We start from the raw sequence: 24,524 nt of genomic DNA, 5'->3' as shown, positions 1-24,524 counted from the left end.
GAGCTTTCCCATGCGAACCCGTTGGATAGTTGCCCTGCTGGCCACCAGTGGCGCACTGGCCTTGCCAGTACAGGCGCAACGTATGTGCAGCCCCACCGCCAGCAACTTACAAACAGCCGTGGGGCCGGGCGTTTACGAGTTGGCCTACAGCCCCAGCCAGCAAGCCGTCTATGCGGCAGTGGCCGGTGGCTTCAAAGACGATGCACCACCTAGCAGCCTGGTGCAGCTCGATGCCGCCAACTTGCAGGAAAAAAGCCGCCTGCTCTTGCCTTATCGCGCCTTTGGTCTGGCCTTGGACGATCAGGCCAAGCGCCTGTACGTAGGCCACTCCCTGCAAGGGCGCATCAGCGTAATCGATACACAGCGCAATCGCAGGCTGCACACCGTACAACTGAGCCAGCCCCGCGCAGATGGCAAGCGCTACGAGCACGACTTGCGTGGCCTTATTCTGGACAAAACTCAAGGCCTGCTATTTGTACCCGGCCTGTCGGCCGGCGAAAGCGTACTCTTTGTGCTGGATAGCCAGAACCTTGCCCTTAAGGCCCGTATCCCCGACCTGGGCTTTTATCCCACCGGCTTGGCCCTGGATGAACAAGGCGGGAGATTGTATGTCTCCACGATGGCGGCGGAAATCGTGGTAATCGACACCCGAGCCTTGCGCATCCAGGAACGCTGGACTCTGCCCGGCGTGCATCAACCCATCAATCTGGCCTACCACCAGGATCACCTTTATGTGACTGACCAGGGGCTCGATTCCATTACTCCCTGGCAACAGCGGCTTTTGCCCCAACGCGACTGGAGTGGATCACGCCAGCAAGTGCTGATGCTCGATGCCACAAATGGGCGGATTCTCGCGGCACAGCTTGCTCAGGGCAATCCACTGGCAATCAGCGTTGACCCCGCGGCGAACCTGGCCTACGTGTCCGAGCGTAGCGACCGACGTGTTGCCGCCTACACACTGGATACCTTGCGCCCGGTAGCCGCAGCCACCACCGACAAGCTGACCAACAGCCTAGCGCTGGATACCGGCAGCGGACGCGTCTATGTGTCCTTAAAAAACCCCGCTAAAGGAGAGGAACTGACGCAGGAGTCTGTGGGCCTGCTCTGCTTTGAACCCTGGTCGGGCACGCCTCAAAGCGGCCAGTAAAACAGGGCCTTGGCCAGCACCACTATCAAGAGAACGTGGGCGAAAACACTCAGGTGAATGATCCGGGACCGGCGCGCCGTCATGGTTTTGCGCCGGCTCATCACCATAACGGATAGAAAGTGTCCAAATACGCTTAGCGCTAGAGTGATCTTTACGCCCAGTATCCAGGCCCTGGCCCCGCCGACCTCAAACAAGGCCCGATGCTGCCAGGCCAGACTCAAGCCCGCACCGTAGAGCAATAACAAAACCCAAGGCATGATGCGGCGCGCCCGCCGCCCCAAGGCATACTCGAACTCCCGCATCGATGGGCGGGAAACCTGACGCGCCAAAGGCGACAACATCAGCACCTCGAAAAACACAGTGCCGATAAAAAAAATCGCAGCCAGAAGGTGAACCAACAACAGGAGGAAATAGCTCATGAACAGCGCTCAGGAAAGCAGACGATTCATCAACGGTACACCAGGTCTCGCGCCCACAAACTGACTTCTGGCACATAGCTGATCAGCATCAAGCAAGCCAGGATGACGACTACAAAAGGCAGCAGGGGACGTATCAGTTTTTCCAAAGAAATCCCGGCCACTGAACAAGCCGCAAACAGGTTCACACCAAAGGGCGGTGTCACCATCCCCAAGGCCAGATTGACTACCATGATGATGCCAAAATGCGCCGGATCAATGCCGAACTGCACGGCCACCGGCAACAACAAGGGAGCCAGCACAACGATCGAAGCCGACGTTTCAACGAACATCCCCACCACAAACAAGGCCGCGTTCACACCCAGCAAAAACATCATGGGGCTACTGAACAATTCCCCCAACCAGATCCCCATGGCAGCCGGAATGCCGGTGCGATTGAGCAGGAAGCCAAACACACCCGCATTGGCGATGATGAACATGATGACCGCCGTGGACACCACGGAACGATGCAGCACCTTGGACAGGTCGCCCCATTTAACGCTGCGGTAGACAAACATGCTCACGATCAAGGCATAGACTACCGCCACCGCCGAAGCCTCGGTAGGCGTGAAAATACCCCCGTAAATCCCGCCGAGAATAATCACCGGCATCAACAAGGCCAGCCACGCCTGACGGAATGCCGTCCAGACACCCAAACGACCCACACCGTCCTGCAAACCCAGACCATGGCGACGTGCATACAGCCACACATAAAGCATCAAGGCGCCGCCGATCAACAAGCCAGGGCCAATACCCGCAACGAACAGCTCGCCTACCGACGTGTCCGTGGATACGGCAAACAAAATCATGGGAATGGACGGCGGGATGATCACCCCCAACTCCGCCGCTGAGGCCTGCAAGGATGCCGCGAACGGTGCCGGGTAGCCATGCCGGACCATGGCAGGGATAAGAATTGCCCCGACCGCAAAAGTGGTTGCCACACTGGAACCGGCCACCGCCGCAAAAATCATGCAGGTCAGCACACAGCTGCAAGCCAGACCACCCTGCACACCACCCACCAGGCTTTTGGCAAACTCCACCATACGGTTGGACATGCCGCCCGACTCCATCAGGTTGCCTGCCAGAATAAAGAAGGGCACAGCAACCAGAGGATACTTGTCCAGAGCTGCATACAACTGCTGGGCGATGACCAGAAAAGTCATGCGCCCCTCCCAGGCTACCCCCGCCATATTGGCCAGCCCCACGGCAATCGCCACGGGCACCGTCAATACAAAAAACAGCAGCATGGACACAAGCATGATCTGGGACACGATACGGTCTCCGGTCTAAACAGATGCCCGTAGGGCATCGAGAGTTCGGTGGTGCTTTACAGGCACGGAATCAGGTCTTGAATTAGAGCTGCGTGTTATCGACCACAGCAGGCGCAGGTTTCTCCAGCCAACGGGCCAACAGGCCCAAAATGGCCAGCACGGCACCAATCGGGATCGCGATATACACCCAGGAAATGGACCACTCCAGACTAGGCATGGTCTGAAACCGCACCCGCCAGGTCATTTGAATGCCGACCCAGGTCAACAGGCCGAAGAAAGCCAGACACGTAATCAGCACGGCCACATCCAGCCAATGCTGCGTCCGCTTTCCGACCCAGAGCCGCAGCACATCCACGCTTAGCATGGCACCCTGACGCAAGGCCAGACACAGACCCAGCATGACTGTCCAGATCAGAGCGGCACGTGACCAGGCCTCGCTCCAGTCGGCGGGCGACTGGAGCACGAAACGAGCGATCACTTGATAGAACGCAGCCGCCACTGCCGAGAGCAGCAGCAACTGCGTCACCCAGGACACCAGACGAAACAGGCCCTTATCCAGAACGGACAACAGAGCTTTCATGATGAATGCCGTTTACTGAGTCTGACGGATAGATTCGACCAGTTCCTGGCCGAACTGTTTGTAGTACTGGGGATAGACAGGCTCTACCGCTTTGGCAAACGCGGCATGGTCAACTGTACTGACCTGCATGCCTTCGGCCTTGACGGCATCCACGCCGGTTTTCTCGATATCGTCCACGTAGTCACGCATGGCCTGGGCAGCCGTTACGCCGGCATCTTTCATCAACTGCTTGTCCTGATCGGACAGGCCGTCATACACCGCCGGAGACATCAGCACCAAGGCCGGGCCATACACGTGAGCCGTCAGCGACAGGTACTTTTGCAGCTGAGGCAGCTTGGCCGACACAATCACGGACAAGGGATTTTCCTGGCCGTCGATGGTGCCTTGTTGCAGGGCGGTCGCCACTTCCGGCCAGGCCATAGGCGTAGCCAGAATGCCGATTTCACGGAAAGCGGCAATATGAATGGGGTTCTCTGTGGTGCGTATCTTCAGGCCCTTGGCATCAGCTGGGGTGGTGACAGGACGCACATTATTGGTCAGGTGACGGAAACCTTGCTCGCCCCAGGCCAGCGCCACAATTCCGCGTTTGGGAAATTCAGCCAGCATGTCCTGACCGATCTTGCCATCAAGCACATGACGGGCATGTTGCAGGTCGCGGAACAGGAAAGGAATATCGAACACGCCAGTCTTGGGCACAAAGTTCAGGGTTGCGCCGGTAGACACAATGGCCAGATCAATCGTGCCCAATTGCAAGCCTTCAATAACTTCACGCTCGCCGCCCAAGGCGCTGTTGGGAAAGGCCTCGATGGTGTAGTTGCCGTCCTTTTCCAAGGCACTGGCAAAGGCTTTTGCACCCGCACCATAGTGAGAGCTGGTGGACAAAGCGTAAGCCAGCTTCAAGGAAGTCTGGGCCGTGGCCGCTCCCGCCGCCAGGCCCAAGCCCAGCATCAAACCTGCGGCCAAAAGACGGTTCTTCATGTGACGGTACATCATGCATGCCCCTCCTGTCTGAATGGATCAGTGTATTTAATGCGTAGTGCTCGGGCTGGGACATAGGGGTTTTTACGCCTGTGTCCCAGCCGGGCACCTTATTCTTCTACGTACCAGTTATCTTCGGACAACATGACCTGTTGATGGCCATAGCCCGCTGGCATCATGGGGAAACAGTTTTCCAGCGCCAGCACTTCCACGTTAAGGAAGAACGGACCATCGTGGGCCAGACAACGCTCCAGCGCCGCATCCAGCTGATCGGGATGCTCCACGCGTTCGGCTTCCCAACCAAAGGCGCGCGACAAGGCCACAAAATCCGGCATGGCTTCGTTATAGCTGTGGCTGTAACGACCATCGTGAATCAGCTCTTGCCACTGGCGCACCATGCCCATGTGGCGGTTATTGCACAGAATCACCTTGATCGGCGTGCGATGCTGCACAGCGCTGGCCAGTTCCTGAATATTCATCAGTACCGACGCGTCACCACTGACACACACCACCAGCTTGTCCGGATGCGCAATCTGCGCCCCAAACGCAGCAGGTACGCCGTAACCCATGGTGCCGGCTCCACCCGAAGTCAGCCAACGGCGAGGACGATCAAACTTGATGTACTGCGCAGCCCACATCTGGTGCTGGCCCACATCGGTAGAGACGATGGCATCACGGCCTTCCAGATGCGCGTCCAGACGTTGCAGCAAGTGCTGCGGCAAGATGGCGTCGCTATGAGGCGTCACTTTCAAGCACTCTTGAGCACGCCACACGCCAATGCGCTGCCACCAATCATTCAAGCGACCTTCAGGCAATTCGTGATGCGACAGCTCTTTGCGCAAGGCACGCAGCAGGGGATAACAATCGCCCACCAAAGCCACATCCGCACGCACCACCTTGTCGATGGAACCGGGGTCGATATCAATATGGATCTTGCTGGCATGCGGGCAGAAATCGGACAGACGGCCGGTAATGCGGTCGTCGAAGCGAGCGCCCACACAGATAATCAGATCCGCATGGTGCATGGCCAAGTTGGCTTCCAGCGTGCCGTGCATGCCCAACATGCCCACGAACTGCTCATCACGTGCAGGGTAGGCACCCAGGCCCATCAAGGTCAGTGTGCAAGGTGCGCCAGTTTCCTGAACCAGGCTGGTGAAGGCGTGGCTGGCATCGGCCCCGGAGTTGATCAGGCCACCACCACCGTAAAACACGGGGCGGCGAGCGTGCGCAATCATGGCGGCGGCGCGTTTAATCGCCGCTTCCTGGGCAGAGGCCGGAGCGGCAGGAGCCAAGAGGCTGTCAGCCTCGTCCTGGGCCGGCGCGTCGCTGCTGGCAGCGGGCAGGGTGGCGATCTGAATATCTTTGGGGAAGTCCAGCAGCACCGGACCGGGGCGGCCCTGGGTACACAGGCGCAAGGCCTTGGCCGTCAAGGAGGCCACGTCTTCAATACGACGAACCTGGGCATTCCACTTGGTCACAGGGCGGGAAATACCAATCGCATCGCACTCCTGGAAAGCGGCGGTACCAATTGCGGTGGTCGCTACTTGACCACTAATACACAGGACAGGAATAGAATCACACAAGGCATCGAGCAAACCGGAGGTGGTATTGGCCATACCGGGGCCTGATGTCACCAGCACCACGCCAGGTTTGCCGGTGCTGCGGGCATAGCCTTCGGCCGCATGTACGGCAGCTTGCTCGTGACGAACCAAAATATGACGAATTCGCGGTTGGGCATGAAGAGCATCATAGAGCGGTAACACCGCTCCGCCAGGATAACCAAAAATGGTATCTACACCCTGAGCGATCAAGGTTTCGAGCAAGATTTGCGCGCCGTTGTGGGCGGTCGTTTCAAGTGACATGGTTGCGTAGCCCTGCATGTTTTGTAAGATAGAGATCGCCGTCCAGTTTATCCCCTTTTACAGGCTGATTCCCCATGGTCACTCAACGCCAACCCTGGCACGTCGTTAAACCATCCAAACTGCATGGCAACGGCGTCTTTGCGCTACGCGATATTCCAGCCGGAACGCGCATCCTGCAATATGCTGGCAAGCGGCTTACGCCGGAACAGGCCGATGCCTTGTTCCCCGTCAATCCGGATGAGCCTTTCCACACTTTTTTCTTTGCACTGAGCAATGGCAAAATCGTGGACGGTGGTCAGGGAGGCAATGATTCACGCTGGATCAACCACTCTTGCGCCCCCAACTGTGAAGGTCACGAGAACGCCGATGGCTCGCGCGTCTTTATTGTGGCCATGCGCGATATTCCTGCCGGGGAAGAGCTTTTGTATGACTACTCGCTGGTCATCGACGATGAAATTACCGAGGAGCTCAAGCAGAACTACCGCTGCCTGTGTGGCGCTCCCCAGTGCCGTGGCACCATGATTGCCCTGCAATCAGATCGCTCTCAGGCTGTTGCCGACGAGCTACGCGAAGTGGCCGCAGAATTGGATGCGGAAATGGAACAGGCCCGCAAAACGCCGGTTTCATCCAAACAAAAAGCCGCTGATCTGAAGGCCACTGCCATTAAGCAAGCAGAAAAGGGCGAGTCCGATCAGGATAAAGATGAGGACGCGGATAGCGATAAAGAATCCTCAAGCGAGAAAGGCAAAAAGGATAAGAAGAGCAAAAAGAAGAAAAAAGAAAAAGCCAAAAACAAGGATAAAAATAAAGACAAAAAGCCTTCCAAAAAGGACAAAGAAGGCAAAAAAGGGAAAAAGGACCGTAAAAAAGAGTAAGCTGTCCCCCAGCTTGCATTAGCCCAGGCTGCCTCACCGGCAGCCTGCACCCTTGCTAATCACCCGCACAGCAAGCCCGGCAACACCCCTGTCGGGCCTCTCAGAGCGCCACACACAGGCCCATCTGTCGTGCCGGGCCAGGTTTCAGACCTCATCAGCTAGGCGAAGCACCAACCCCGATATTGCGTGTGCCCTCGCCCCCATCCCTATCGTCTCTCCCCAGGCCAATGATGGCCCGCGGGTGCTATTGCACCGGGGGAAATTACTCACTGCCAGCCCCGTCTTTGACCGCTAGCATGTAGCTTTATTGCCAAATCTGACAGACCTCATGGATTCAAGTTCTACAGATACACCTGATAATCACGCCGCCTCGCCCGCCGAATCCGGCCTGCGTATTCCTTTGCAAATAGAGGACTGGGCTTCGGTCCTGATCATGGCGGCCCTGGCTTTAATTACCTTTGCCAACGTGTTTGTGCGCTATCTGACCGATAGCTCCTTTGCCTGGACCGAGGAAATCTCCATCTTCCTGCTGGTGGTCCTGACCATGAATGCCGGTGCCAGCGCCTGTGTGCGCCACTTGCACATTCGTATTGAAGTCTTTGCCGATGCGGGCACGGTGCGTCGTCAACGCCGCCTGGCCCTGTTTGGCATTGGCATGAGCCTGCTGTTCTTTGTCGGCATGGCCATTCTGTCCGGCCGCATGGCCCTGGACGAGTTCGAGTGGGGCGATACCTCGCCCTCCATTGGTGTCCCGACCTGGTGGTACAGCATGTGGCTGCCCATCCTGTCTACTACCCTGAGCCTGCGTTTGCTGGGCATGTGGGTGCGTCGTTGGCAGGCTAAATCATGATTGCAACCTTGCTGTTTGTCATCTTCATCGGCCTGATGCTGGTGGGCGTGCCGGTGGGCGTGTCCCTGGGTATAGGTGGTGCCTTTGCGATTTTGATGTCCAACCTGGATACGCACTGGTTTGGCCTGATGGCCGTGCCGCAAAGCTTTTATGCCGGTCTGGCCAAATACCCTTTGCTGGCCATTCCCATGTTCGTGTTGGTGGGTTCCATTTTTGACCGATCGGGCGTAGCCAGCCGTCTGGTGAACTTTGCGGTCGCGCTGGTTGGCCGCGGCCCTGGCATGCTGCCCGTCGTTGCCATCGGCGTGGCCATGTTCCTGGGTGGCATTTCCGGTTCCGGCCCGGCCTGCGCGGCCGCCGTGGGCGCGGTCATGATCGGCGCGATGAAACGTGCGGGCTATCCCGGTCCTTTTGCGGCCAGTATTGTGGGAGCGGGTGCAGCCACCGACATTCTGATTCCCCCCTCCATCGCCTTCATTATTTACTCGGTGCTGGTGCCCGAGGCCTCCGTACCTGCGCTGTTTGCGGCCGGTATGTTCCCCGGCATTCTGGCGGGGATTGGCCTGATTATTCCGGCCATCTGGCTATCGCGCCGTCACAAGCTGGGATTGGCCGAGGCCGAGCTGCCACGTCCACCATTCTGGCGCAGCCTGCGAGAAGCCGCCTGGGGCCTGATTGCGCCTGTCATCATTCTGGGTGGTATGCGCCTGGGTCTGTTCACCCCTACTGAGGCCGCTGTAGTGGCTGTGTTCTACGGCCTGTTCGTGGGCATGGTCATCCATCGCACCATCAAGTTCCGCGATCTTTTCTTGATCCTGCGGGAAGCCGCCGAATTATCAGCCGTCATCATGATGGTTGTGGCATTGGCCGGTATTTTTGCCTGGGCGCTGTCCACCCTGAGCATTATTGACCCCGTCACCAATGCCATCATCAATTCCGGTCTGGGCGAGTACGGCATTCTGGCGCTGATGATTGTCATGCTGATTGTGCTGGGCATGTTCCTGGATGGCATTTCGATCTTCCTGATCTTCGTGCCGCTATTCATGCCGATTGCCTACAACTTTGGCTGGCACCCCGTCTGGTTCGGGGTCCTGCTGACCTTGAACGTGGCTCTGGGCCAGTTCACTCCGCCAGTCGCCGTCAACCTGATGGTCGCCTGCCGTATCGCGGGCGTCCCCATGGAAAGCACCCTGCGTTGGGTAGGCTGGCTGCTGCTGGGCATGGGCTCGACCATGCTGCTCGTTATAGCAGAACCCGAGATTGCCCTGTGGCTGCCACGCTACCTGGGCTTTAACTAAAACCACAAGACTGAAACACAACTCATAGAAAGGGAGACCTGACCCATGAAATTACGTCACATTCTGGCCGCTCTGGCATGTACAGCCGCCACCCTGGCCGTGGTTCCCGCTGCCCAAGCCGCCTACAAATCCGAGTACAAGCTGTCCATCGTGGTGGGTACCACTTTCCCTTGGGGCCAAGGGGCGGTGATCTGGTCCGACCTGGTGCGCGAGCGTACCGATGGCCGCATCAATATCAAGATCTACCCCGGCACCTCGCTGGTACAAGGTGACCAGACACGCGAGTTCACCGCCATTCGCCAAGGCATGATTGATATGGCCGTGGGCTCCACCATCAACTGGTCCCCCCAGATCAAGCAGCTGAACCTGTTCTCCCTGCCATTCCTGCAACCGGATGCCAAAGCCACCGACGCTTTGATCAACGGCGAAGTGGGCAAGGACCTGTTTGGCTACATCGAGAAAGCCGGTGTGGTGCCTCTGGCCTGGGGTGAAAACGGTTTCCGTCAGCTCAGCAACTCCAAACACGAAGTGACCAAGCCTGAAGACATGAAGGGCCTGAAACTGCGCGTGGTCGGTTCGCCGCTGTACATGGACACCTTCAGCGCCCTGGGTGCCAACCCCACGCAAATGAGCTGGGCAGATGCACAACCCGCACTGGCTAATAAGGCTGTAGACGGCCAGGAAAACCCCCTGTCCATTTACGCCGGTGCCAAGCTGTACGACGTGCAGCAGCAGTACCTGACCCTGTGGAACTACGTGTCTGACCCACTGGTATTTGTGGTGAACCGCGACGTGTGGAAATCCTGGAGTGAGGAAGACCAGAAGATCGTGCGTGAAGCCGCTATTGAAGCTGGTAAGCGTGAAATCGTGATTGCCCGTACCGGCATCACGGCGGAAGATCCCACCTTGCTCAAAGAGATCGAAAGCCACGGTGTGAAGGTCACCAGCCTGACGCCTGAGCAGCACGCTGCCTTTGCCAAGGCAACCGAAGGCGTGGTCGAGAAATGGACCAAGACCATCGGTGAAGACTTGGTGAAGAAGGCACGCGACGCGATTGCTGCCAGCCGCTAATTAGCTGGGTTTGAAAGACTGAAAGCCGGGCCTGAATGGGCCCGGCTTTTTATTGTCTGGCTGCCCCGCACAAAACAAACCTCATGAAAGCAGCAGCCTACGAGCGCAGCGTGGGGATACTTTCAACCTCCGGGTTACCCTCGAAGAAAGAAATGCCATAAATCGGCGGCACAACCTGAGGGCATTCTTTACAGCCTACAAATATCAAAAACCAGCTTCCTTCTGAGCGATCAGCAAGTCCAAGACACCGTGTCAAAGCACGTTGACCGCTGAGCCCCAAAAAAATCCCGCTTATTCCTTGAAGCGTATCGCCAGCATTTCACCCGTCGCACAAACTTCGCCATTCGCGCTAAGCGACAGGTCCACCCAGACCTTGCGTCCATCCAGCTCACGCAGCTTGCCTTGTACCGTCAGCTCTGTCCCCATTGGAGTGGGACGCCGAAACTCCACTTTCAGGGAGGCTGTCACGCAACGGATCGGCTCCTCGCTGGTGCCCATCTCGATATTCAGATCCCTATAGATGAAGGCTGCCGCAGAAGCAGTACCGTGGCAGTCCAACAAGGAAGCAATCAAGCCGCCATACACATGATTGGGCACGCCACCGCTGTAAATCGGCTTGGGGGTGTAGCGGGCCACGGTATCGTCGCCGTCCCAGTAGCTCTTAAGCTGATGCCCGTCGGGATTATGTTTGCCACAACCGTAGCAATGGCTGAAGTTGTCGGCATAAAAATCTTGAAACGCTTTAACCATATGAGTATCTGCTGTCCTCAAAGAAACCAAGAGGCCGTGCTCCACTTGGTAGCCCGGCCTGCTCTCAAACCACTAAAAATGGTGAGTCAGTGCTAAGAGCCAACAGCTCACCCAAGCGCAGAGGCACTGACAAGGCCTGCAATATCTTATTGAAACGCCGTTTCCAGGAAGCTGCGCAGCTTGCGCGAGTGCAGTCGTTCCTTAGGCATCTCACGCAGCAATTCCAGCGCCCGTATCCCGATATGCAGATGCTGACCAACCTGACGCGCATAGAACTCGCTAGCCATGCCCGGTAGTTTCAGCTCGCCATGCAAGGGCTTGTCCGACACGCACAGCAAGGTGCCATACGGGACACGGAAACGGAAGCCATTGGCAGCAATGGTGGCGGACTCCATGTCCAGCGCAATCGCCCGCGACTGCGACAAGCGCCGCACCGGCTCGTGGTGGTCTCGCAATTCCCAATTACGGTTATCAATAGACGCCACCGTACCCGTGCGCATGATGCGCTTCAGCTCCCAACCTGACAGCCCGGCCACCTCGGCCACGGCTTGCTCCAGGGCAACCTGAATTTCCGCCAGAGGAGGGATGGGCACCCAAGTAGGCAAATCCTCGTCCAGCACGTGATCCTGACGCACATAGCCATGTGCCAGTACGTAATCACCCAGACGCTGGGTAGTACGCAAACCGGCGCAATGGCCCAGCATCAACCAGGCAGCAGGGCGCAGAACGGCAACATGGTCGGTAATGGTCTTGGCATTGGATGGCCCCACACCGATATTGATCAGGGTGATGCCGGAATGATCGGCACGGCGCAAGTGATACGAGGGCATTTGCGGCGCGCGAGCCAAAGGCGAACCGGTTGTCGATGCATTCGCACCCGCCGGAGTGATGATATTGCCCGGCTCCACCAGATCTATATAGCCTTGATCATCCGCCTGCAGCACTTCACGCGCCCACTGGCAGAACTCGTCCACATAAAACTGATAATTGGTAAACAGCACAAAGTTCTGAAAGTACTCGGGACGAGTAGCGCTGTAGTGCTGCAAACGATGCAAGGAGTAATCGATACGCGGCGCAGTAAAAGGCGCCAGCGGCAAGGGTTCGTTATGCACGCGCTCCCACGTACCGTTGACGATGGCATCGTCCATATACGCCAGATCCGGTACATCGAAGTGATCGCGCAAGGTGTCACCGGGCGATTCAGGCACGGTTGTCACCGTGGACTGCACACCATTATTCAGGGCGAAATGCAGCGGGATAGGCACGGAGGATTCCCCCACTTCCACCTGCACACCGTGATTGCGCAGCAGCAGTTCCAGTTGCTCCAGCAAGTAATCGTGATAGAGGCCAGGAGCGGTAATGGTGGTCATGTACACGCCGGGCTCGACCACATGCCCATAAGACAGGCGGCTATCCACTTCCTGATAGGTATCGACGCGCAAACGCACTGCAGGATAGCAGGCTCTGAAGCGCTGCCCGCGTGGAAATCCGGTTTCCAGACACTGGGCAAAAGAGTCGCGCAAAAAAGCGGTGTTGCGGTCGTAAATATGGCGCAGCTGCTCCAAAGCCTGGCCGGCATCCTGATAGCCATTGAATGGAATCAGCTCCGGCGTGGACGTGATACGAGAAAAACCGCTGGGATCAGACATAACAAGTATTCCAAGGGGAAACAAAGACAAGCAGATCTGCAAGCATCATAAGCTGTTTATTGTTCCGCCTCCTACACGACTCCATGACAAATTCAGCCGCCTGATCCTGACGCTCATGCACCAGCCGAACAGACAGGCCTGACCGTCTGCCGCTTTCGCGGACCATCGCTCCCCAATACAGACGTTAGGCTATCGGTTTCGCCTGTGCTTAAAGCCATCACCCATATACCTTTGCAATGGCTCGCTTAGCGCCCCAGCGTCTTGCCGTATCCGAGCAAGGCAGCCCAGCCCCAGTCCCACCCAAAGCAAATGTCGTTACTGGTTTTTGACTGAATCACAAGCCCCACTGTCCACACAATGGACACGACTATCGTTGGTTTTGAGACTGAATTTACTCACAGGCCCCATTTAAACAAGCAGCTTTACCCCGGTTTTAGGCAAATTCCATTTTTCCGGAATCAGGCAGGTAGAGCCCTGGCGCAAGCCCTTGACCCAAGACCCTGTTTTTATGCTAATGGCGCTAGACAAGCGGCTTGGCGGGCATATCAGGTATTTCAAGCGGGACCAGATGAGGCAGCTTATGATGGCAAGTGGAAGTCAGGCACGTCTTCTACCTCATATATAAGACTTGCCCAAATCCAGTAAATACATTAAGTATGTAGTCTTAATACTTTTAGTATTAAATCCAGCTAGCGTCAGTCCTTCATAATTTAAGTTATCCAACCTGGCAGTGTGCTCGGCATGCGTGTGAGACATAGCTCGTCATCGCGCAAATTAGCTTGCATTTAGGCTAATTTACAATGGGTTAGCGTATTTTAATGATTTTCGCTTCAAGCATTTGCTCGCCCTCTGATGTCATTTGTGTCCTGGCGCCGCGTGGGTCTTGTCACCCGCGATTTCAGCAAGATCTGAACGTGCTCTTGACCAGGTAATTGCAGTTAGCAAGGCCGTTTTGGCCTGCCGCTGTACCGAATCACTTTTAACTATCAGCAAGGGTACACATGACCACTCGAATCTCCTGCCAGCGACTGCAAGTCGCCGAGGTGCTTCATCAGTTCATCGAACAAGAAGCCCTGCCCGGCACAGGTATCTCCTCCGAAGCCTTCTGGGCTGGTTTCGATAAGCTGGTCCATGATCTGGCACCTAAAAACCGCGCCTTGCTGGCCGAACGCGACCGCTTGCAAGTCGAACTGGACAAGTGGCACACGGCCAACCCAGGCCCCATCACCGATATGCCTGCCTACAAGAGCTTCCTGAGCTCCATCGGCTATCTGAAAGAAGCGCCTGCCGACGTCAAGGTCAACACGACCAACGTCGACACCGAAATCACCGAACAAGGTGGTCCTCAGCTGGTTGTGCCCATCATGAACGCACGTTACGCGCTGAACGCCGTAAACGCACGCTGGGGCAGCCTGTACGACGCGCTGTACGGCACCAACGCCATCCCTGACACTGACGGTGCTCAGCGTGGCGGTGGCTACAACGCCGTGCGCGGTGCCAAGGTTATCGCCTTTGGCCGTCAGTTCCTGAACGACACCATTCCTCTGGCTCAAGGCAGCCACGACCAGGCTACCTCCTACACCATCGCTGACGGCGCTTTGCGCGTCACCCTGGAAAACGGCGGCACCACCGGTCTGAAAGACGCCTCGACCCTGCTGGGTTACCGCGGTCAGCCCGATGCGCCTGAAGCCATCGTGTTCCTGCACAACGGCCTGCACTTTGAACTGCAGATCGACCCCAACAGCCCCATTGGCAAGACCGACCCGGCTGGCGTGAAAGACATCGTTCTGGAAGCCGCACTGACCACCATCATGGACTGCGAAGACTCCGTGGCTGCCGTGGACGCCGACGACAAGGTCCTGGCATACCGCAACTGGCTGGGTCTGGTCACCGGTTCGCTGACCGAAGAAATCAAGAAAGACGGCAAGGTCTTTACGCGCCGCCTGGCTGACGATCGCCAGTACACCGACCTGAAAGGCGCTACCCAGACTCTGGCTGGTCGCTCCCTGATGTTCGTGCGTAACGTCGGTCACCTGATGAGCAACCCTGCCATCATTGACGGCGAAGGTCGCGAAATCCCTGAAGGCATTCTGGACGCCGTGATCACCACTCTGATCGGCATGCGCGATCTGGAACTGAAGAAGAACTCGCGCAGCGGCTCGCTGTACATCGTCAAACCCAAAATGCACGGTCCTGACGAAGTGGCGTTTGCCAGCGAGATCTTTGACCGTGTGGAAAGCCTGCTGGGTCTGGCTCCCAACACCGTCAAGCTGGGCATCATGGACGAAGAGCGCCGCACCAGCGTGAACCTGAAAGCAGCTATTGCCCAGGCCACCGAGCGTGTCGTGTTCATCAACACCGGCTTCCTGGACCGCACGGGCGACGAAATCCACACTTGCATGCAAGCGGGTGCCGTGGTGCGCAAGGCCGACATGAAACAAGCTGACTGGCAGCCTGCCTACGAGCGCAACAACGTTCAGATCGGCCTGCAGTGCGGCCTGCGTGGTCGCGCTCAGATCGGTAAAGGTATGTGGGCCATGCCTGACCTGATGGCTGAAATGCTGGAACAGAAGATTGGTCACGTGAAGGCCGGTGGCAACACCGCCTGGGTGCCATCGCCTACCGCTGCCACGCTGCACGCCTTGCACTACCACCAAGTCAACGTGGTCGACGTCCAGAAGGGCCTGGAAGGCGACACCAACGACTACCTGGACAGCATCCTGACCATTCCTGTGGCCACTGACACCAGCTGGTCTGCCAAGGAAATCCAGGAAGAACTGGACAACAATGCTCAGGGCATCCTGGGTTACGTGGTGCGCTGGATTGACCAGGGCGTGGGCTGCTCCAAAGTACCGGACATCCACGACGTGGGCCTGATGGAAGACCGCGCTACCCTGCGTATCTCCAGCCAGCACATCGCCAACTGGCTGCTGCACGGCATCGTCACCCACGAACAAGTGGTTGAAACCCTGCAGCGCATGGCTGCTGTGGTGGACCAGCAAAATGCAGGCGACCCAGCCTACCAGAACATGGCCGGCAACTTCGAAGGCTCCTTTGCCTTCCGCGCCGCTCAGGATCTGGTTCTGAAGGGTCTGGAACAGCCTAACGGCTACACCGAGCCTTTGCTGCACCAATGGCGTCTGGCATTCAAAGCCGCTCAAGCCTGAAGCACACGATGTCGCCCGGAGCCTGACTCCGGGTAACAGTGTCCCAAAATCCCCATCTTGCTGGTTCAGGATGGGGATTTTTTTCGCCTGCTGACTTGCCCCTTGCGAGAACTACGAACTTGCACCGCCGCTTGTCGTCCTGCATGCTGACAAGGCCTGGGCAAGCTTGCCTGTTTCCGTCACTCTTTTCACCCTCTCCGTTTTCGCATGGCTTTCCGTATTTCTCCCCTGCACTTCCTGGCTACGGCTGTTCTGGCTCTCTGCACTACTTGGGCCACGTCCCAGACCCTGGCCCTCAGCTTTGATGACGGCTTCAACCCCGGCACGCAGCCACAGGCCAATCAGTGGAATGAGCAAATATTGACCAGCCTGCGGGACCACCAGATCAAGGCCACTCTGTTCCCATCGCTAGCCCGTATGGGCGGGGCAGAGGGGCTGGGTCTGGTCCAGGCCTGGTCTAGGGAAGGACATCGGATCGGCAACCATACCGCCAGCCACAAAAGCCTGGCCGACCCGGCGCTCAGTCTGGAGGACTTCATTGCAGATGTGCAGCTTGCCGATGCCGCGTTCAAAAGCCTGCCCACCTTCACACCCATGCTGCGCTTCCCTTACCTGAAAGAAGGGGACACCATCGCCAAGCGCGACGGTTTCCGTCAGTGGATGGCGGCGCATGACTACAAGAGCGCGCCCGTATCCATTGATGCCAGCGACTGGTATTACAGCCGGGTCTTTGCAGATCATGTGCAAGCAGGCGATAGTGCCAAGGCAGAGCGCGTGAAAGAGCAATACATCCTTCACCTGCTGGACCGTGCCAGCTATTACGATCAGTTGGCGCAAGAGCTTCTGGGACGCAGTCCGACTCATGTAATCCTCTTGCATACCAACCAGATCAATGCGGCTGCATTGCCGGATGTGCTCGCGGCATTTACCGCCAAGGGTTGGGCCATCACATCAACAGAGGCAGCATTTCAGGACCCCTTGTACGCACAAGCCCCCGATACATTGCCTGCTGGGGAGAGCATCATCTGGGCCTTGGCCAAGGCCAAAAACGTGCCGAACCTGCGCTATCCCGCTGAAGACTCCGTTTATGAGGAGCCTTTGCTGAAAGAGGCGGGATTGTTGCCGTGAACTCTGGTGGGCTATGGACCATGAGCCGTAAGCCGTAAGCCGTAAGCCATGAGCCGTAAGCCGTAAGCCGTAAGCCGTAAGCCGTAAGCCGTAAGCCGTAAGCCGTAAGCCGTAAGCCGTAAGCCGTAAGCCGTAAGCCAGCTCATGAAAACATCATGTTCACACGGCGACAATGCCTCCTTATCATGCCCTCCATCACATCTGCTTGATCGCGGTTTGCCGTCCTCTCCACACCTCTCAACCCTGCGGTCGAGCCACAGCGTCTGATACCACTTTCAAACCCACGGCCTAAAAGCCCCCTGGTGGTCCCTGTCTGCTTCTTCTCGTTATAAACTCAAACTCATAACGAATTTTACTGACAGGAAACCCTATGAAATCTCTGCTGCTTTCTGCCGCCAGCCTGCTGGCACTGTCCACCACCGCTCAGGCCTCCGACCTGCTAATCGCTACTGGCGCAGGCTACCGCAAACCCGTCACGGAATTGATGGAAGCCTTCAATAAAGAAACAGGCCTGACGGTAGAGAGCAGCTTTGGCAATATGCAGCAGGTCCGCGCTCAGAGCGAGCAAAATCCAGACATTGCTGCCATTATTGGCGACCGCTTTTTTCTGGAACCCATGGGCATTGCCCAGCAGTTTGTGAACATCAGCCAGGGTGCCCTGATGCTGGCCGTGCCCAAGGGCAAGACCATTGATTCCATCCAGGACTTGCAGCAGCCCAGCTATGCCCGCATTGCTATCGGCGATGCCAAGAAAACCGTCTACGGTCGCGCCGCCACCACCTGCATGGAACGCGAAAAAATCCAGGCCGAGGGTCGCAGCATTGAAGTCGCCATGCTGCCGCAAGTGTCCACCTACCTGCTCAATGGCGAGGTGGACGCCGGTTTCATCAACCGCAGCGAAGCGCTGGCCCACAAGGACAAGCTGGGCACCATCCTGCCCATGCCAGCCCAATGTCACGACCCGATTGATCTGAGCCTGGCCGTGCTCAAGGACCGTCCTGCAAGCCCTGCCTTGCAATCCTGGACCCAGTTCCTGGGCTCGGACAAGGCCAAGTCCATTCTTGAGCGTCACGGCCTGTGATGTCCGCCTGGATGAGCTGCTCCAGTAGCTCGCTGGGCCTGAGTGTATATGTGCTGGCCGCCACCTTGGTGGCCCAATTGGTTCTGGGGGTAACCCTGGCCTGGGTACTGGCCAGAAAGCGCTTCCCAGGCCACGGATTACTCGATTCACTGGTGAGCCTGCCGCTGGTTTTCCCACCGATTGTTATCGGTTACTTGCTGCTGCTTGCCCTGGGCAGGCAGGGCTGGTTGGCCAGTGCCACCGGCTGGTCACCCAATATTGTTTTTCAGCCCGCGGCCTTGCTGATCGCCGCCTTTATCGCCGGGCTGCCATTGATGGTCAAACCCGTGCAAAACAGCATGAACAGCCTGTCGCCACGGCTGCGTGAAGCGGCAGCCACACTGGGCCACGGCACCTGGTCCTACTTCTTCCGGGTGGAATTGCCCTTGCTGCGCTCTGCCTTGGCCACCGGACTGATTCTGTCTGGCGGACGGGCCATGGGAGAAGTGGGCATTTCGCTGATGTTGGGTGGCAATATCGCAGGTCGTACCGAAACCCTGTCTTTATCTATCTACAACGCCGTCCTGGATGGCGACACAGACTGTGCCAATGCGCTGTCCTGCTTGCTGGGGCTGACGGCATTAGCCTGCTTTTGGGCGCTGCGGCGCTACGGGAATCAAAAATGACGGTTTTTTTTGAACAACGCCAAATCGACCAATGGATTGGCGAGGATGCCTCCTACCTGGATCTGACCAGCCACATGCTGGGACTGCACAACCAGAACACCACACTGCGTTACGTCGTGCGTGACCATATCCGCGTGGCGGGCACTGAGGAGGTGGCCGAGATTGTGCGCTCTTGCGGCGGCAAGACTCAGCACTACACCCCCAGCGGTGTGGCGGCCATGCCCGGTCAGACCGTTTTGCTGGCACAAGGCCCCGCCAAAGCCTTGCTGCGCGCCTGGAAGGTCGGCCAGAACCTGCTGGAGTTTGCCTGCGGCATCGCCACCCTGACACATCAAGTCGTGCAAGCCGTGCAAACGGTAGATGCCTCGGTGGCTGTGCTGACCACTCGCAAACATGCGCCTGGGGTACGCAAGCTGGCCTTGAAAGCCACACTATCGGGCGGAGCCATGCCGCATCGGCTGGGACTGGGCGAAACCATTTTGATCTTCCCCCAGCACCGCGCGCTGATGGGTGGCTGGGAGGAGGTGGGCCATGCGATTGCCCGTCACAAATACGCCTTGTGCGAAAAGAAAATCGTGATTGAAGCGGCGGATCTGGACGAAGCCTACAGCGCGGCTCAGGCGGGTGCGGACGTGGTGCAGTTCGACAAAGTCCCGCCCGAGACCCTGGCACAAATTGTGCCTGCGCTGCGCAAAGCGCATCCCAACGTCACCATTCTGGCAGCGGGCGGGATTCATGCAGGTAACGCAGCCGCCTATGCCGCAACAGGTGTCAATGCCTTGGTGACCAGCAGCCTGCACTACGCGAAACCGGCCGATATTGGAGTGAAGATCAACTTGGCAGAGCCAGCAGAATCGCAAGAGCCGCTTGTTGCCAGCAAACTGGAAGGGCTGGAATAAAATCACCGGCCGCTCACTATTTGTCAGCCTGACCCACTAAGGTGTTAAGCGAAAACAAAGAAGTTGAGCTCCAGCATTAGAGCCAGTCATCAAACGACAGAGTTGCAAAGCACCAGCAATAGAAAAACAGATCGCTGAATCCGACAAAAAATACGGAAACCAGCACGAACCTTACGCCTGGCATCTGTCCCCTGACCGCTTGGAAAGCATGCAGCTCCGTGAACACGTTTTCACAAAAAACGTGGGCTCAGACAGTCTCCTTAGACCCCAAATGCTGCAACAAGCGCTGCATGGGTTTGGATAGGGCGCCCCAGTCCTGATAACACAGGCACAAGGAACGCTTGGCCCAGGCGTCACTCAAAGGCCGCGCCACAAAGCCATGGCGACGCTTGTAGCGGCTGGCTACGCCTTGCGGCACAATCCCCAGGCCCACACCGTGGGCCACCATCTGGCACAGCCCTTCGAAGGTTTTCATACGGATGCGCTGCACCCAAGCATGGCCTGCTGCGCGAGCATGTTCGTCCAGATGGTCTTGCAGGGCATTACCCGGCATCAGGCCCACGAAGGGCTCATGCAGAACATCCAGCAAGCTCAATTTGCTGTGTGCCGCCAAGGGGTGAGCCGCAGCCATAATCAGCACCAAATGATCCTTGGCCACCGGCTCCAGCACCAGCCCCGGTGCCTGCACTGCATCCGACACCACACCGGCCTGGGCCAAACCGGCGGCAACCGTACGCACAATATCTGCGCTGGTACGCTCTTTCAGCTCGATATGCAGATTCGGCCGTTGTGCCAGCCAGGGAGCCAGACGGGATGGCAGAAAGTCGGTTAAGGCCGCCGTATTCGCATACAGGTGCAAAGTCCCCCGCGCTCCAACAGCGAAATCCTGCAACTCGCCTTTCAGCAGATCATGCTGACGCAGCATCAAACGGGCATGGTGGGCCAGCGCCTCGCCTGCCTCTGTGGTGACGACTCCCCGTGGCAGGCGCTCCAGCAAAGCAACGCCGGCATCGTTCTCGATACGGCGCAAACGCTCGCTGGCCGAAGCCAGAGCCAGATTCGCGCGTACCGCTCCCTGTGTGATGCTGCCTGCATCCACAATGCTCAAGAACAAATGCAGATCGGCCAGACCCAGTCGCATCACCACTCCTGAAAACCCTTCGGATAAACCGAAGGATAGCGCCTTAAATCCACATTGTGTGCACTTGCCTGCCACGCTTCAATACAGGCATGCACGAATCTCTCTCTTTCCTTCTTCTGCTCAGTGCCATCTTCCTGATAGCGGGCATGGTCAAGGGCGTTACCGGCATGGGCCTGCCAACGGTAGCCATGAGCTTGCTGGGCCTGATGATGTCACCGGCCTCGGCTGCCGCCTTGCTGGTGCTGCCTTCTTTCATCACCAATGTCTGGCAATGCTTTGTCGGGCCGTCCATGCTGGCTTTGCTGCGCAGGCTCTGGCCCATGATGCTGACCATCGTGCTGGGCACGCTCTGGGGCTCAACGCTGCTGGCCAATACCTCACCACAGCTATCGGGCATGGCCTTGGGTATCGCGCTGCTGGTGTATGCAAGCTATGCGCTTATCGCCCCCGCCCTGACCGTGTCGCCCCGCTTCGAGCCCTGGCTGTCACCCTTGATTGGTCTGGTGACCGGCGTGGTGACCGGCATTACCGGCGTTTTTGTGATGCCAGCCGTACCTTATCTGCAGGCCCTGAATCTGGATAAAGACGAGCTGGTGCAAGCCTTGGGGCTGTCCTTCACAATCTCCACCATCGCGCTGGCTGGCGGTCTGTTCATGCACGATGTGTTCAAGCTGAACCAGCTGGGCATGTCCACCTTGGTGATTGTTCCGGCTTTACTGGGTATGTGGCTGGGGCAAAAGATCCGCGTACGCATCAGCCCGCGCCGCTTCAAGCAATGCTTGCTACTGTTTCTGGCGGCCCTGGGCCTGCAACTGATTATTCGTCCTTTTATTTAAGGCTGAACACAACATGATCGGCTACGTGTAAAACGTGAATCCACCGGGGCTAACGTTTTTAAGCTAAGCCACAAGACTGGCAACATCATTCACGATGTATTGATCCGCCAAGAGCCACCCTCACGGCCAGCACCACATTCTCAAATCGCCTAGCAACGACTGGAGCCACCATGCCAAGCTCATCTCGCCACTTACCCGTACTGGAATATCTGCAACGCCAACTGAATGGCACACTGGCCGAAGGCGAGCACACGCATATGCGTTACCCCACCGCGATTTCCCGGCTACTGAACTTTCGTATTACTGCTATAGATGAAGCCAGCGCCACGCTGGAACTGAACGCAGACGCTGCCTTGCATGGCAACCAGCAGGGCACGGTACATGGCGGCCTCTTGTGCGAACTGGCCGATGCCGCCATCGGCACGGCCCATTCCACCTTGATGCAGGAAGGCGAGAGCTTTACCAGCATTGATCTGAAAGCCACCTTTCTGCGGCCAGTCTGGCTAGAGCGGCTGCAAGCCCATGCCTGGGCCACGCATCGCGGGCGCAGCATCAGCCATTACCGCTGTGAAATCCAGCGAGAAGACGGCAAGATGATTGCGACAGTGGAAAGCGCCGTCATGACCTTGAAAGGGGATCGGGCCCAGGGGCGTTAAAACTCCTGCTGCCGACTTCTTCAAGCCTCAACCACAGCACCAAGAAGCAGACAGCTTCTTTTAAACTTAAATAAAATAGAAAACCGGCTATCTATCTGTAAATAAATAATATTCTGAAACCGACCAGCCCCGATCAGGGATAGCCCCCATGCCCACCCAGCCGCTCAACTTTTACACTAGGCGCTGGTCACGCGCATCCTTATGCTCTGGAACAAGGGGTTCCCAATGTCGGCAGAAAATGGCTTGGATCTGTCGGTGTTGTACCGCCATCCAATCTTTCATTCGCACAGCGCCGAGCTGTCTCATCAGCCGCTTAGCCGGGCCATTTCCCGGCATGCCCTGCATTGGGGTCGCGGGCGCATCAACACCAGCCTGTACCGTCGCGATATTGATCAGATCAGCCTGATGCGACTGGGCTACGGTGCCGAAGTGGAAATCCAGGCCGATGCCTTCGGGGACTTCTGTCTGGTGCAAATGCCTTTGCAGGGTACGGCCGAATTCATCAGCGATGGTCATCACAAACTAACGGCCTATCCCGGCGATATTGCGGTGGTATCCCCTCGCCACCATGTGCGCACCTTGTGGCAAGCCGGTTGCGAACAGCTGATCGTGAAAATCCCCTACAGCCTATTTGACGGTGTGGGCCATCAGACGCTGACACAAGAGGGCATGACCCGAGGCTGCGTCTACAAGCTGGACCCCTGTATGGGCCCACAATGGGCCAACCTCATCCAGCATCTGCTTCTGCTACCGACGCAACATAGCGACCGTCCAGCCAACTGGACACAGCATATTGAAAGCAGCCTGGCCTTGTTCCTGCTGTGTCATCCTGCCGATGAACAAGCCGTGCAGACTCTGGTGGATGAGTCCATGGGAGCGGCGGCCCGAGCAGGGCAGATGCGTCTGCTCCAAGCTAAAAACTATGTATTGGCGCATTTGCACAGCAACATCTCACTGGATGATCTGGCGCAGGCAGCGGGTGTGAGTCCCCGCTTCCTGCATCTGCTGTGCCGTCGTCACTACAAACAGTCCCCCATGAGCTGGGTACGCAATCTGCGTCTGGACGCCGCCCATCAGGTGCTGCAAAGCCGGCCCCGCCCCAACGTCACCGAGGTGGCACTGGCACATGGCTTTGGGCATCTGGGGCGGTTTTCTGCCTACTACCAGCAACGCTTCAAGGAACTGCCCCATCAAACGGGGCAGACACGGCACACAAGCATCAAACAGTCTTAGATGAACATGGACTTGTTGATGGGCAGATTGTGCTTCTTACAGTAGCTGGTGTAGTGGTCGATCATCCAGAACACATCAATGATTTCCAGGATGTTGTCGTTCTCGTCCAGGAACTCGATGGGCGTGCCCAGGTGGAACAGGGTTTCCATGCCTTCGTCGGACACCAGGGTGTGCGTGCGACCGGGGCTTTCGTGGATGTAATGACCGGCGCGGGCCACCCAATCGTATTCCTCATAGCGCAGGCTGCCGGACAGAATGTAGCCGGTCACCACAGCGCGGTGGCGATGACGCCCCAAAGAACCACCTTTGTCAGCGCGCATGATGTGCACCGAGGTGTTGTTGCGAATATCAAAGCTCAGGTGACGCAGCCAGATATTGGGGCCGAAAGGAATCCAGGGGGAGGTTTCCTCGGACGTATCGAAGTGGCCTTCAACCAGCGCGTATTCGTCGCGTACCTTGTCGATGCGTTTTTCAATGTCGATATAGGGTGGGGTGCTGTTTTGAGTCATGACTTGTCTCTCTCATAGAAATAAAAGCCGCTGTGTTTCCCACACAGTCGGATGCCAATCCCCCCGGATTGACCTGGTTTCATTCTATGAAGCCATTTGGCGCCGAACTATCCAGCTTTGGCACAACGTAGCGGCGCACTATCCAGTTCTGGCACTCCTGTTCCGATCAGCTTTTTTGCCCCCGAAAAAGACCGGCGACGAACTCCTGACACAGTTCATGCTCATGCCATTTGGCAGCTCATTTTTTCACATTCAACAATACTGATTTTCATAAGCAAATCAAAAGAGTAAGGACGCTTATCGACCATAAACACATGAGCGAATTGTCTTTCGTGGCCGCGACGATCAGGCATGTAATACAAGACATTGACTCGCACAGGTGCCCCCGTTTTCTGGCGGCACCTTGTTCTGATTTCACTGCAA

Annotated in this window: 22 protein-coding genes; 13 read left to right on the top strand and 9 right to left on the bottom strand. The window is 57.3% G+C overall.

Annotated features, from left to right (window positions below; genetic code table 11):
* The first annotated feature begins 10 nt into the window (after nt 1-10).
* On the top strand, nt 11-1,147 hold the full coding sequence (locus tag ACFPDR_RS18010; RefSeq protein ID WP_060186569.1) for a YncE family protein: 1,137 nt from the start codon (nt 11-13) through the stop codon (nt 1,145-1,147).
* Here ACFPDR_RS18010 and ACFPDR_RS18005 read toward each other — a convergent pair.
* The 5 genes from ACFPDR_RS18005 to ilvB all read right to left on the bottom strand — a co-directional run bounded on the left by ACFPDR_RS18005 (nt 1,132) and on the right by ilvB (nt 6,311).
* Nucleotides 1,132-1,566 (bottom strand): CopD family copper resistance protein, encoded by a 435-nt coding sequence (locus tag ACFPDR_RS18005; RefSeq protein WP_060186570.1) that lies wholly within the window; start codon nt 1,564-1,566, stop codon nt 1,132-1,134. The two genes, ACFPDR_RS18010 and ACFPDR_RS18005, sit on opposite strands and share 16 nt — an antisense overlap.
* Nucleotides 1,567-1,595: 29 nt before the next feature.
* Nucleotides 1,596-2,873, bottom strand: coding sequence for a TRAP transporter large permease (locus ACFPDR_RS18000; RefSeq protein ID WP_026483870.1), 1,278 nt, complete (start codon nt 2,871-2,873; stop codon nt 1,596-1,598).
* An 82-nt stretch (nt 2,874-2,955) separates the two neighbouring features.
* The gene (locus ACFPDR_RS17995) at nt 2,956-3,453 is read right to left on the bottom strand and encodes a TRAP transporter small permease (protein WP_009463607.1); all 498 of its coding nucleotides are present in this window, start codon (nt 3,451-3,453) and stop codon (nt 2,956-2,958) included.
* Between the two features lie 12 nt (nt 3,454-3,465).
* Nucleotides 3,466-4,431 carry a TRAP transporter substrate-binding protein gene (locus ACFPDR_RS17990; protein WP_376911752.1) on the bottom strand — a complete coding sequence of 322 codons (966 nt, stop codon included), beginning with the start codon at nt 4,429-4,431 and terminating at the stop codon, nt 3,466-3,468.
* Nucleotides 4,432-4,541: 110 nt separating this feature from the next.
* Nucleotides 4,542-6,311, bottom strand: a complete 1,770-nt coding sequence (gene ilvB, locus ACFPDR_RS17985) for a biosynthetic-type acetolactate synthase large subunit (protein WP_060186572.1) — start codon at nt 6,309-6,311, stop codon at nt 4,542-4,544.
* 56 nt (nt 6,312-6,367) lie between these two features.
* Between ilvB and ACFPDR_RS17980 the strand changes: the two genes are divergently transcribed.
* From ACFPDR_RS17980 to ACFPDR_RS17965, 4 genes are all read left to right on the top strand, one after another.
* Nucleotides 6,368-7,168: an SET domain-containing protein gene (locus tag ACFPDR_RS17980; protein WP_035269291.1), complete on the top strand. Its 801-nt coding sequence runs from the start codon at nt 6,368-6,370 to the stop codon at nt 7,166-7,168.
* A gap of 328 nt (nt 7,169-7,496) precedes the next feature.
* Nucleotides 7,497-8,018, top strand: a complete 522-nt coding sequence (locus ACFPDR_RS17975) for a TRAP transporter small permease (protein WP_060186573.1) — start codon at nt 7,497-7,499, stop codon at nt 8,016-8,018.
* Complete coding sequence (locus tag ACFPDR_RS17970; protein ID WP_035269297.1) at nt 8,015-9,316, top strand: TRAP transporter large permease; 1,302 nt, start codon at nt 8,015-8,017, stop codon at nt 9,314-9,316. Before ACFPDR_RS17975 ends, ACFPDR_RS17970 begins: the two co-directional genes overlap by 4 nt.
* Before the next feature lie 45 nt (nt 9,317-9,361).
* The gene (locus tag ACFPDR_RS17965) at nt 9,362-10,387 is read left to right on the top strand and encodes a DctP family TRAP transporter solute-binding subunit (RefSeq protein WP_009461178.1); all 1,026 of its coding nucleotides are present in this window, start codon (nt 9,362-9,364) and stop codon (nt 10,385-10,387) included.
* 291 nt (nt 10,388-10,678) lie between these two features.
* On the opposite strand, the gene ACFPDR_RS17960 is transcribed toward ACFPDR_RS17965, so the two are convergent.
* Both ACFPDR_RS17960 and ACFPDR_RS17955 read right to left on the bottom strand, forming a co-directional pair.
* The gene (locus ACFPDR_RS17960) at nt 10,679-11,137 is read right to left on the bottom strand and encodes a PaaI family thioesterase (RefSeq protein WP_203145230.1); all 459 of its coding nucleotides are present in this window, start codon (nt 11,135-11,137) and stop codon (nt 10,679-10,681) included.
* 146 nt (nt 11,138-11,283) lie between these two features.
* Nucleotides 11,284-12,786 carry an AMP nucleosidase gene (locus ACFPDR_RS17955; protein ID WP_026483878.1) on the bottom strand — a complete coding sequence of 501 codons (1,503 nt, stop codon included), beginning with the start codon at nt 12,784-12,786 and terminating at the stop codon, nt 11,284-11,286.
* A gap of 1,001 nt (nt 12,787-13,787) precedes the next feature.
* Between ACFPDR_RS17955 and ACFPDR_RS17950 the strand changes: the two genes are divergently transcribed.
* From ACFPDR_RS17950 to modD, 5 genes are all read left to right on the top strand, one after another.
* Entirely contained in the window at nt 13,788-15,953 is a 2,166-nt protein-coding gene (locus tag ACFPDR_RS17950; protein WP_088451552.1) for a malate synthase G, read from the top strand.
* Between the two features lie 207 nt (nt 15,954-16,160).
* Nucleotides 16,161-17,081, top strand: coding sequence for a polysaccharide deacetylase family protein (locus ACFPDR_RS17945; protein ID WP_376911689.1), 921 nt, complete (start codon nt 16,161-16,163; stop codon nt 17,079-17,081).
* Between the two features lie 370 nt (nt 17,082-17,451).
* Nucleotides 17,452-18,162 (top strand): molybdate ABC transporter substrate-binding protein, encoded by a 711-nt coding sequence (modA, locus tag ACFPDR_RS17940; protein WP_251197083.1) that lies wholly within the window; start codon nt 17,452-17,454, stop codon nt 18,160-18,162.
* Between the two features lie 11 nt (nt 18,163-18,173).
* Nucleotides 18,174-18,827, top strand: a complete 654-nt coding sequence (gene modB / locus ACFPDR_RS17935; RefSeq protein WP_060186636.1) for a molybdate ABC transporter permease subunit — start codon at nt 18,174-18,176, stop codon at nt 18,825-18,827.
* Nucleotides 18,824-19,726 carry a ModD protein gene (gene modD, locus ACFPDR_RS17930; protein ID WP_203145232.1) on the top strand — a complete coding sequence of 301 codons (903 nt, stop codon included), beginning with the start codon at nt 18,824-18,826 and terminating at the stop codon, nt 19,724-19,726. The genes modB and modD overlap by 4 nt, the downstream gene beginning before the upstream one ends.
* Nucleotides 19,727-19,973: 247 nt before the next feature.
* Here modD and ACFPDR_RS17925 read toward each other — a convergent pair whose 3' ends face one another.
* Nucleotides 19,974-20,867: a LysR family transcriptional regulator gene (locus ACFPDR_RS17925; protein WP_376911685.1), complete on the bottom strand. Its 894-nt coding sequence runs from the start codon at nt 20,865-20,867 to the stop codon at nt 19,974-19,976.
* A gap of 89 nt (nt 20,868-20,956) precedes the next feature.
* On the opposite strand from ACFPDR_RS17925, the gene ACFPDR_RS17920 reads away from it, so the two are divergent.
* From ACFPDR_RS17920 to ACFPDR_RS17910, 3 genes are all read left to right on the top strand, one after another.
* Nucleotides 20,957-21,703, top strand: coding sequence for a sulfite exporter TauE/SafE family protein (locus tag ACFPDR_RS17920; RefSeq protein WP_203145234.1), 747 nt, complete (start codon nt 20,957-20,959; stop codon nt 21,701-21,703).
* 170 nt (nt 21,704-21,873) lie between these two features.
* Nucleotides 21,874-22,359 carry a PaaI family thioesterase gene (locus ACFPDR_RS17915; protein ID WP_083055195.1) on the top strand — a complete coding sequence of 162 codons (486 nt, stop codon included), beginning with the start codon at nt 21,874-21,876 and terminating at the stop codon, nt 22,357-22,359.
* 225 nt (nt 22,360-22,584) lie between these two features.
* Complete coding sequence (locus tag ACFPDR_RS17910; protein WP_226349720.1) at nt 22,585-23,592, top strand: AraC family transcriptional regulator; 1,008 nt, start codon at nt 22,585-22,587, stop codon at nt 23,590-23,592.
* On the opposite strand, the gene ACFPDR_RS17905 is transcribed toward ACFPDR_RS17910, so the two are convergent.
* Nucleotides 23,589-24,101, bottom strand: a complete 513-nt coding sequence (locus ACFPDR_RS17905) for a 2,4'-dihydroxyacetophenone dioxygenase family protein (protein ID WP_009461189.1) — start codon at nt 24,099-24,101, stop codon at nt 23,589-23,591. The genes ACFPDR_RS17910 and ACFPDR_RS17905 overlap by 4 nt on opposite strands.
* Between the last annotated feature and the right edge of the window lie 423 nt (nt 24,102-24,524).

This window comes from Alcaligenes sp. GCM10023179, from assembly GCF_042653705.1.
Taxonomy (GTDB): Bacteria; Pseudomonadota; Gammaproteobacteria; order Burkholderiales; family Burkholderiaceae_B; genus Alcaligenes; species Alcaligenes phenolicus.
Note: the sequence above shows the minus strand (reverse complement) of the source record. Positions and strands in the feature narration are given on the sequence as shown.

Coding starts and splice junctions, on each gene's coding strand:
- ACFPDR_RS18010 (WP_060186569.1), top strand. CDS start 11: ATGCGAACCCGTTGGATAGTTGCCCTGCTGGCCACCAGTGGCGCACTG.
- ACFPDR_RS18005 (WP_060186570.1), bottom strand. CDS start 1,566: ATGAGCTATTTCCTCCTGTTGTTGGTTCACCTTCTGGCTGCGATTTTT.
- ACFPDR_RS17995 (WP_009463607.1), bottom strand. CDS start 3,453: ATGAAAGCTCTGTTGTCCGTTCTGGATAAGGGCCTGTTTCGTCTGGTG.
- ACFPDR_RS17990 (WP_376911752.1), bottom strand. CDS start 4,431: ATGAAGAACCGTCTTTTGGCCGCAGGTTTGATGCTGGGCTTGGGCCTG.
- ilvB (WP_060186572.1), bottom strand. CDS start 6,311: ATGCAGGGCTACGCAACCATGTCACTTGAAACGACCGCCCACAACGGC.
- ACFPDR_RS17980 (WP_035269291.1), top strand. CDS start 6,368: ATGGTCACTCAACGCCAACCCTGGCACGTCGTTAAACCATCCAAACTG.
- ACFPDR_RS17975 (WP_060186573.1), top strand. CDS start 7,497: ATGGATTCAAGTTCTACAGATACACCTGATAATCACGCCGCCTCGCCC.
- ACFPDR_RS17970 (WP_035269297.1), top strand. CDS start 8,015: ATGATTGCAACCTTGCTGTTTGTCATCTTCATCGGCCTGATGCTGGTG.
- ACFPDR_RS17965 (WP_009461178.1), top strand. CDS start 9,362: ATGAAATTACGTCACATTCTGGCCGCTCTGGCATGTACAGCCGCCACC.
- ACFPDR_RS17960 (WP_203145230.1), bottom strand. CDS start 11,137: ATGGTTAAAGCGTTTCAAGATTTTTATGCCGACAACTTCAGCCATTGC.
- ACFPDR_RS17955 (WP_026483878.1), bottom strand. CDS start 12,786: ATGTCTGATCCCAGCGGTTTTTCTCGTATCACGTCCACGCCGGAGCTG.
- ACFPDR_RS17950 (WP_088451552.1), top strand. CDS start 13,788: ATGACCACTCGAATCTCCTGCCAGCGACTGCAAGTCGCCGAGGTGCTT.
- ACFPDR_RS17945 (WP_376911689.1), top strand. CDS start 16,161: ATGGCTTTCCGTATTTCTCCCCTGCACTTCCTGGCTACGGCTGTTCTG.
- modA (WP_251197083.1), top strand. CDS start 17,452: ATGAAATCTCTGCTGCTTTCTGCCGCCAGCCTGCTGGCACTGTCCACC.
- modB (WP_060186636.1), top strand. CDS start 18,174: ATGAGCTGCTCCAGTAGCTCGCTGGGCCTGAGTGTATATGTGCTGGCC.
- modD (WP_203145232.1), top strand. CDS start 18,824: ATGACGGTTTTTTTTGAACAACGCCAAATCGACCAATGGATTGGCGAG.
- ACFPDR_RS17925 (WP_376911685.1), bottom strand. CDS start 20,867: ATGCGACTGGGTCTGGCCGATCTGCATTTGTTCTTGAGCATTGTGGAT.
- ACFPDR_RS17920 (WP_203145234.1), top strand. CDS start 20,957: ATGCACGAATCTCTCTCTTTCCTTCTTCTGCTCAGTGCCATCTTCCTG.
- ACFPDR_RS17915 (WP_083055195.1), top strand. CDS start 21,874: ATGCCAAGCTCATCTCGCCACTTACCCGTACTGGAATATCTGCAACGC.
- ACFPDR_RS17910 (WP_226349720.1), top strand. CDS start 22,585: ATGTCGGCAGAAAATGGCTTGGATCTGTCGGTGTTGTACCGCCATCCA.
- ACFPDR_RS17905 (WP_009461189.1), bottom strand. CDS start 24,101: ATGACTCAAAACAGCACCCCACCCTATATCGACATTGAAAAACGCATC.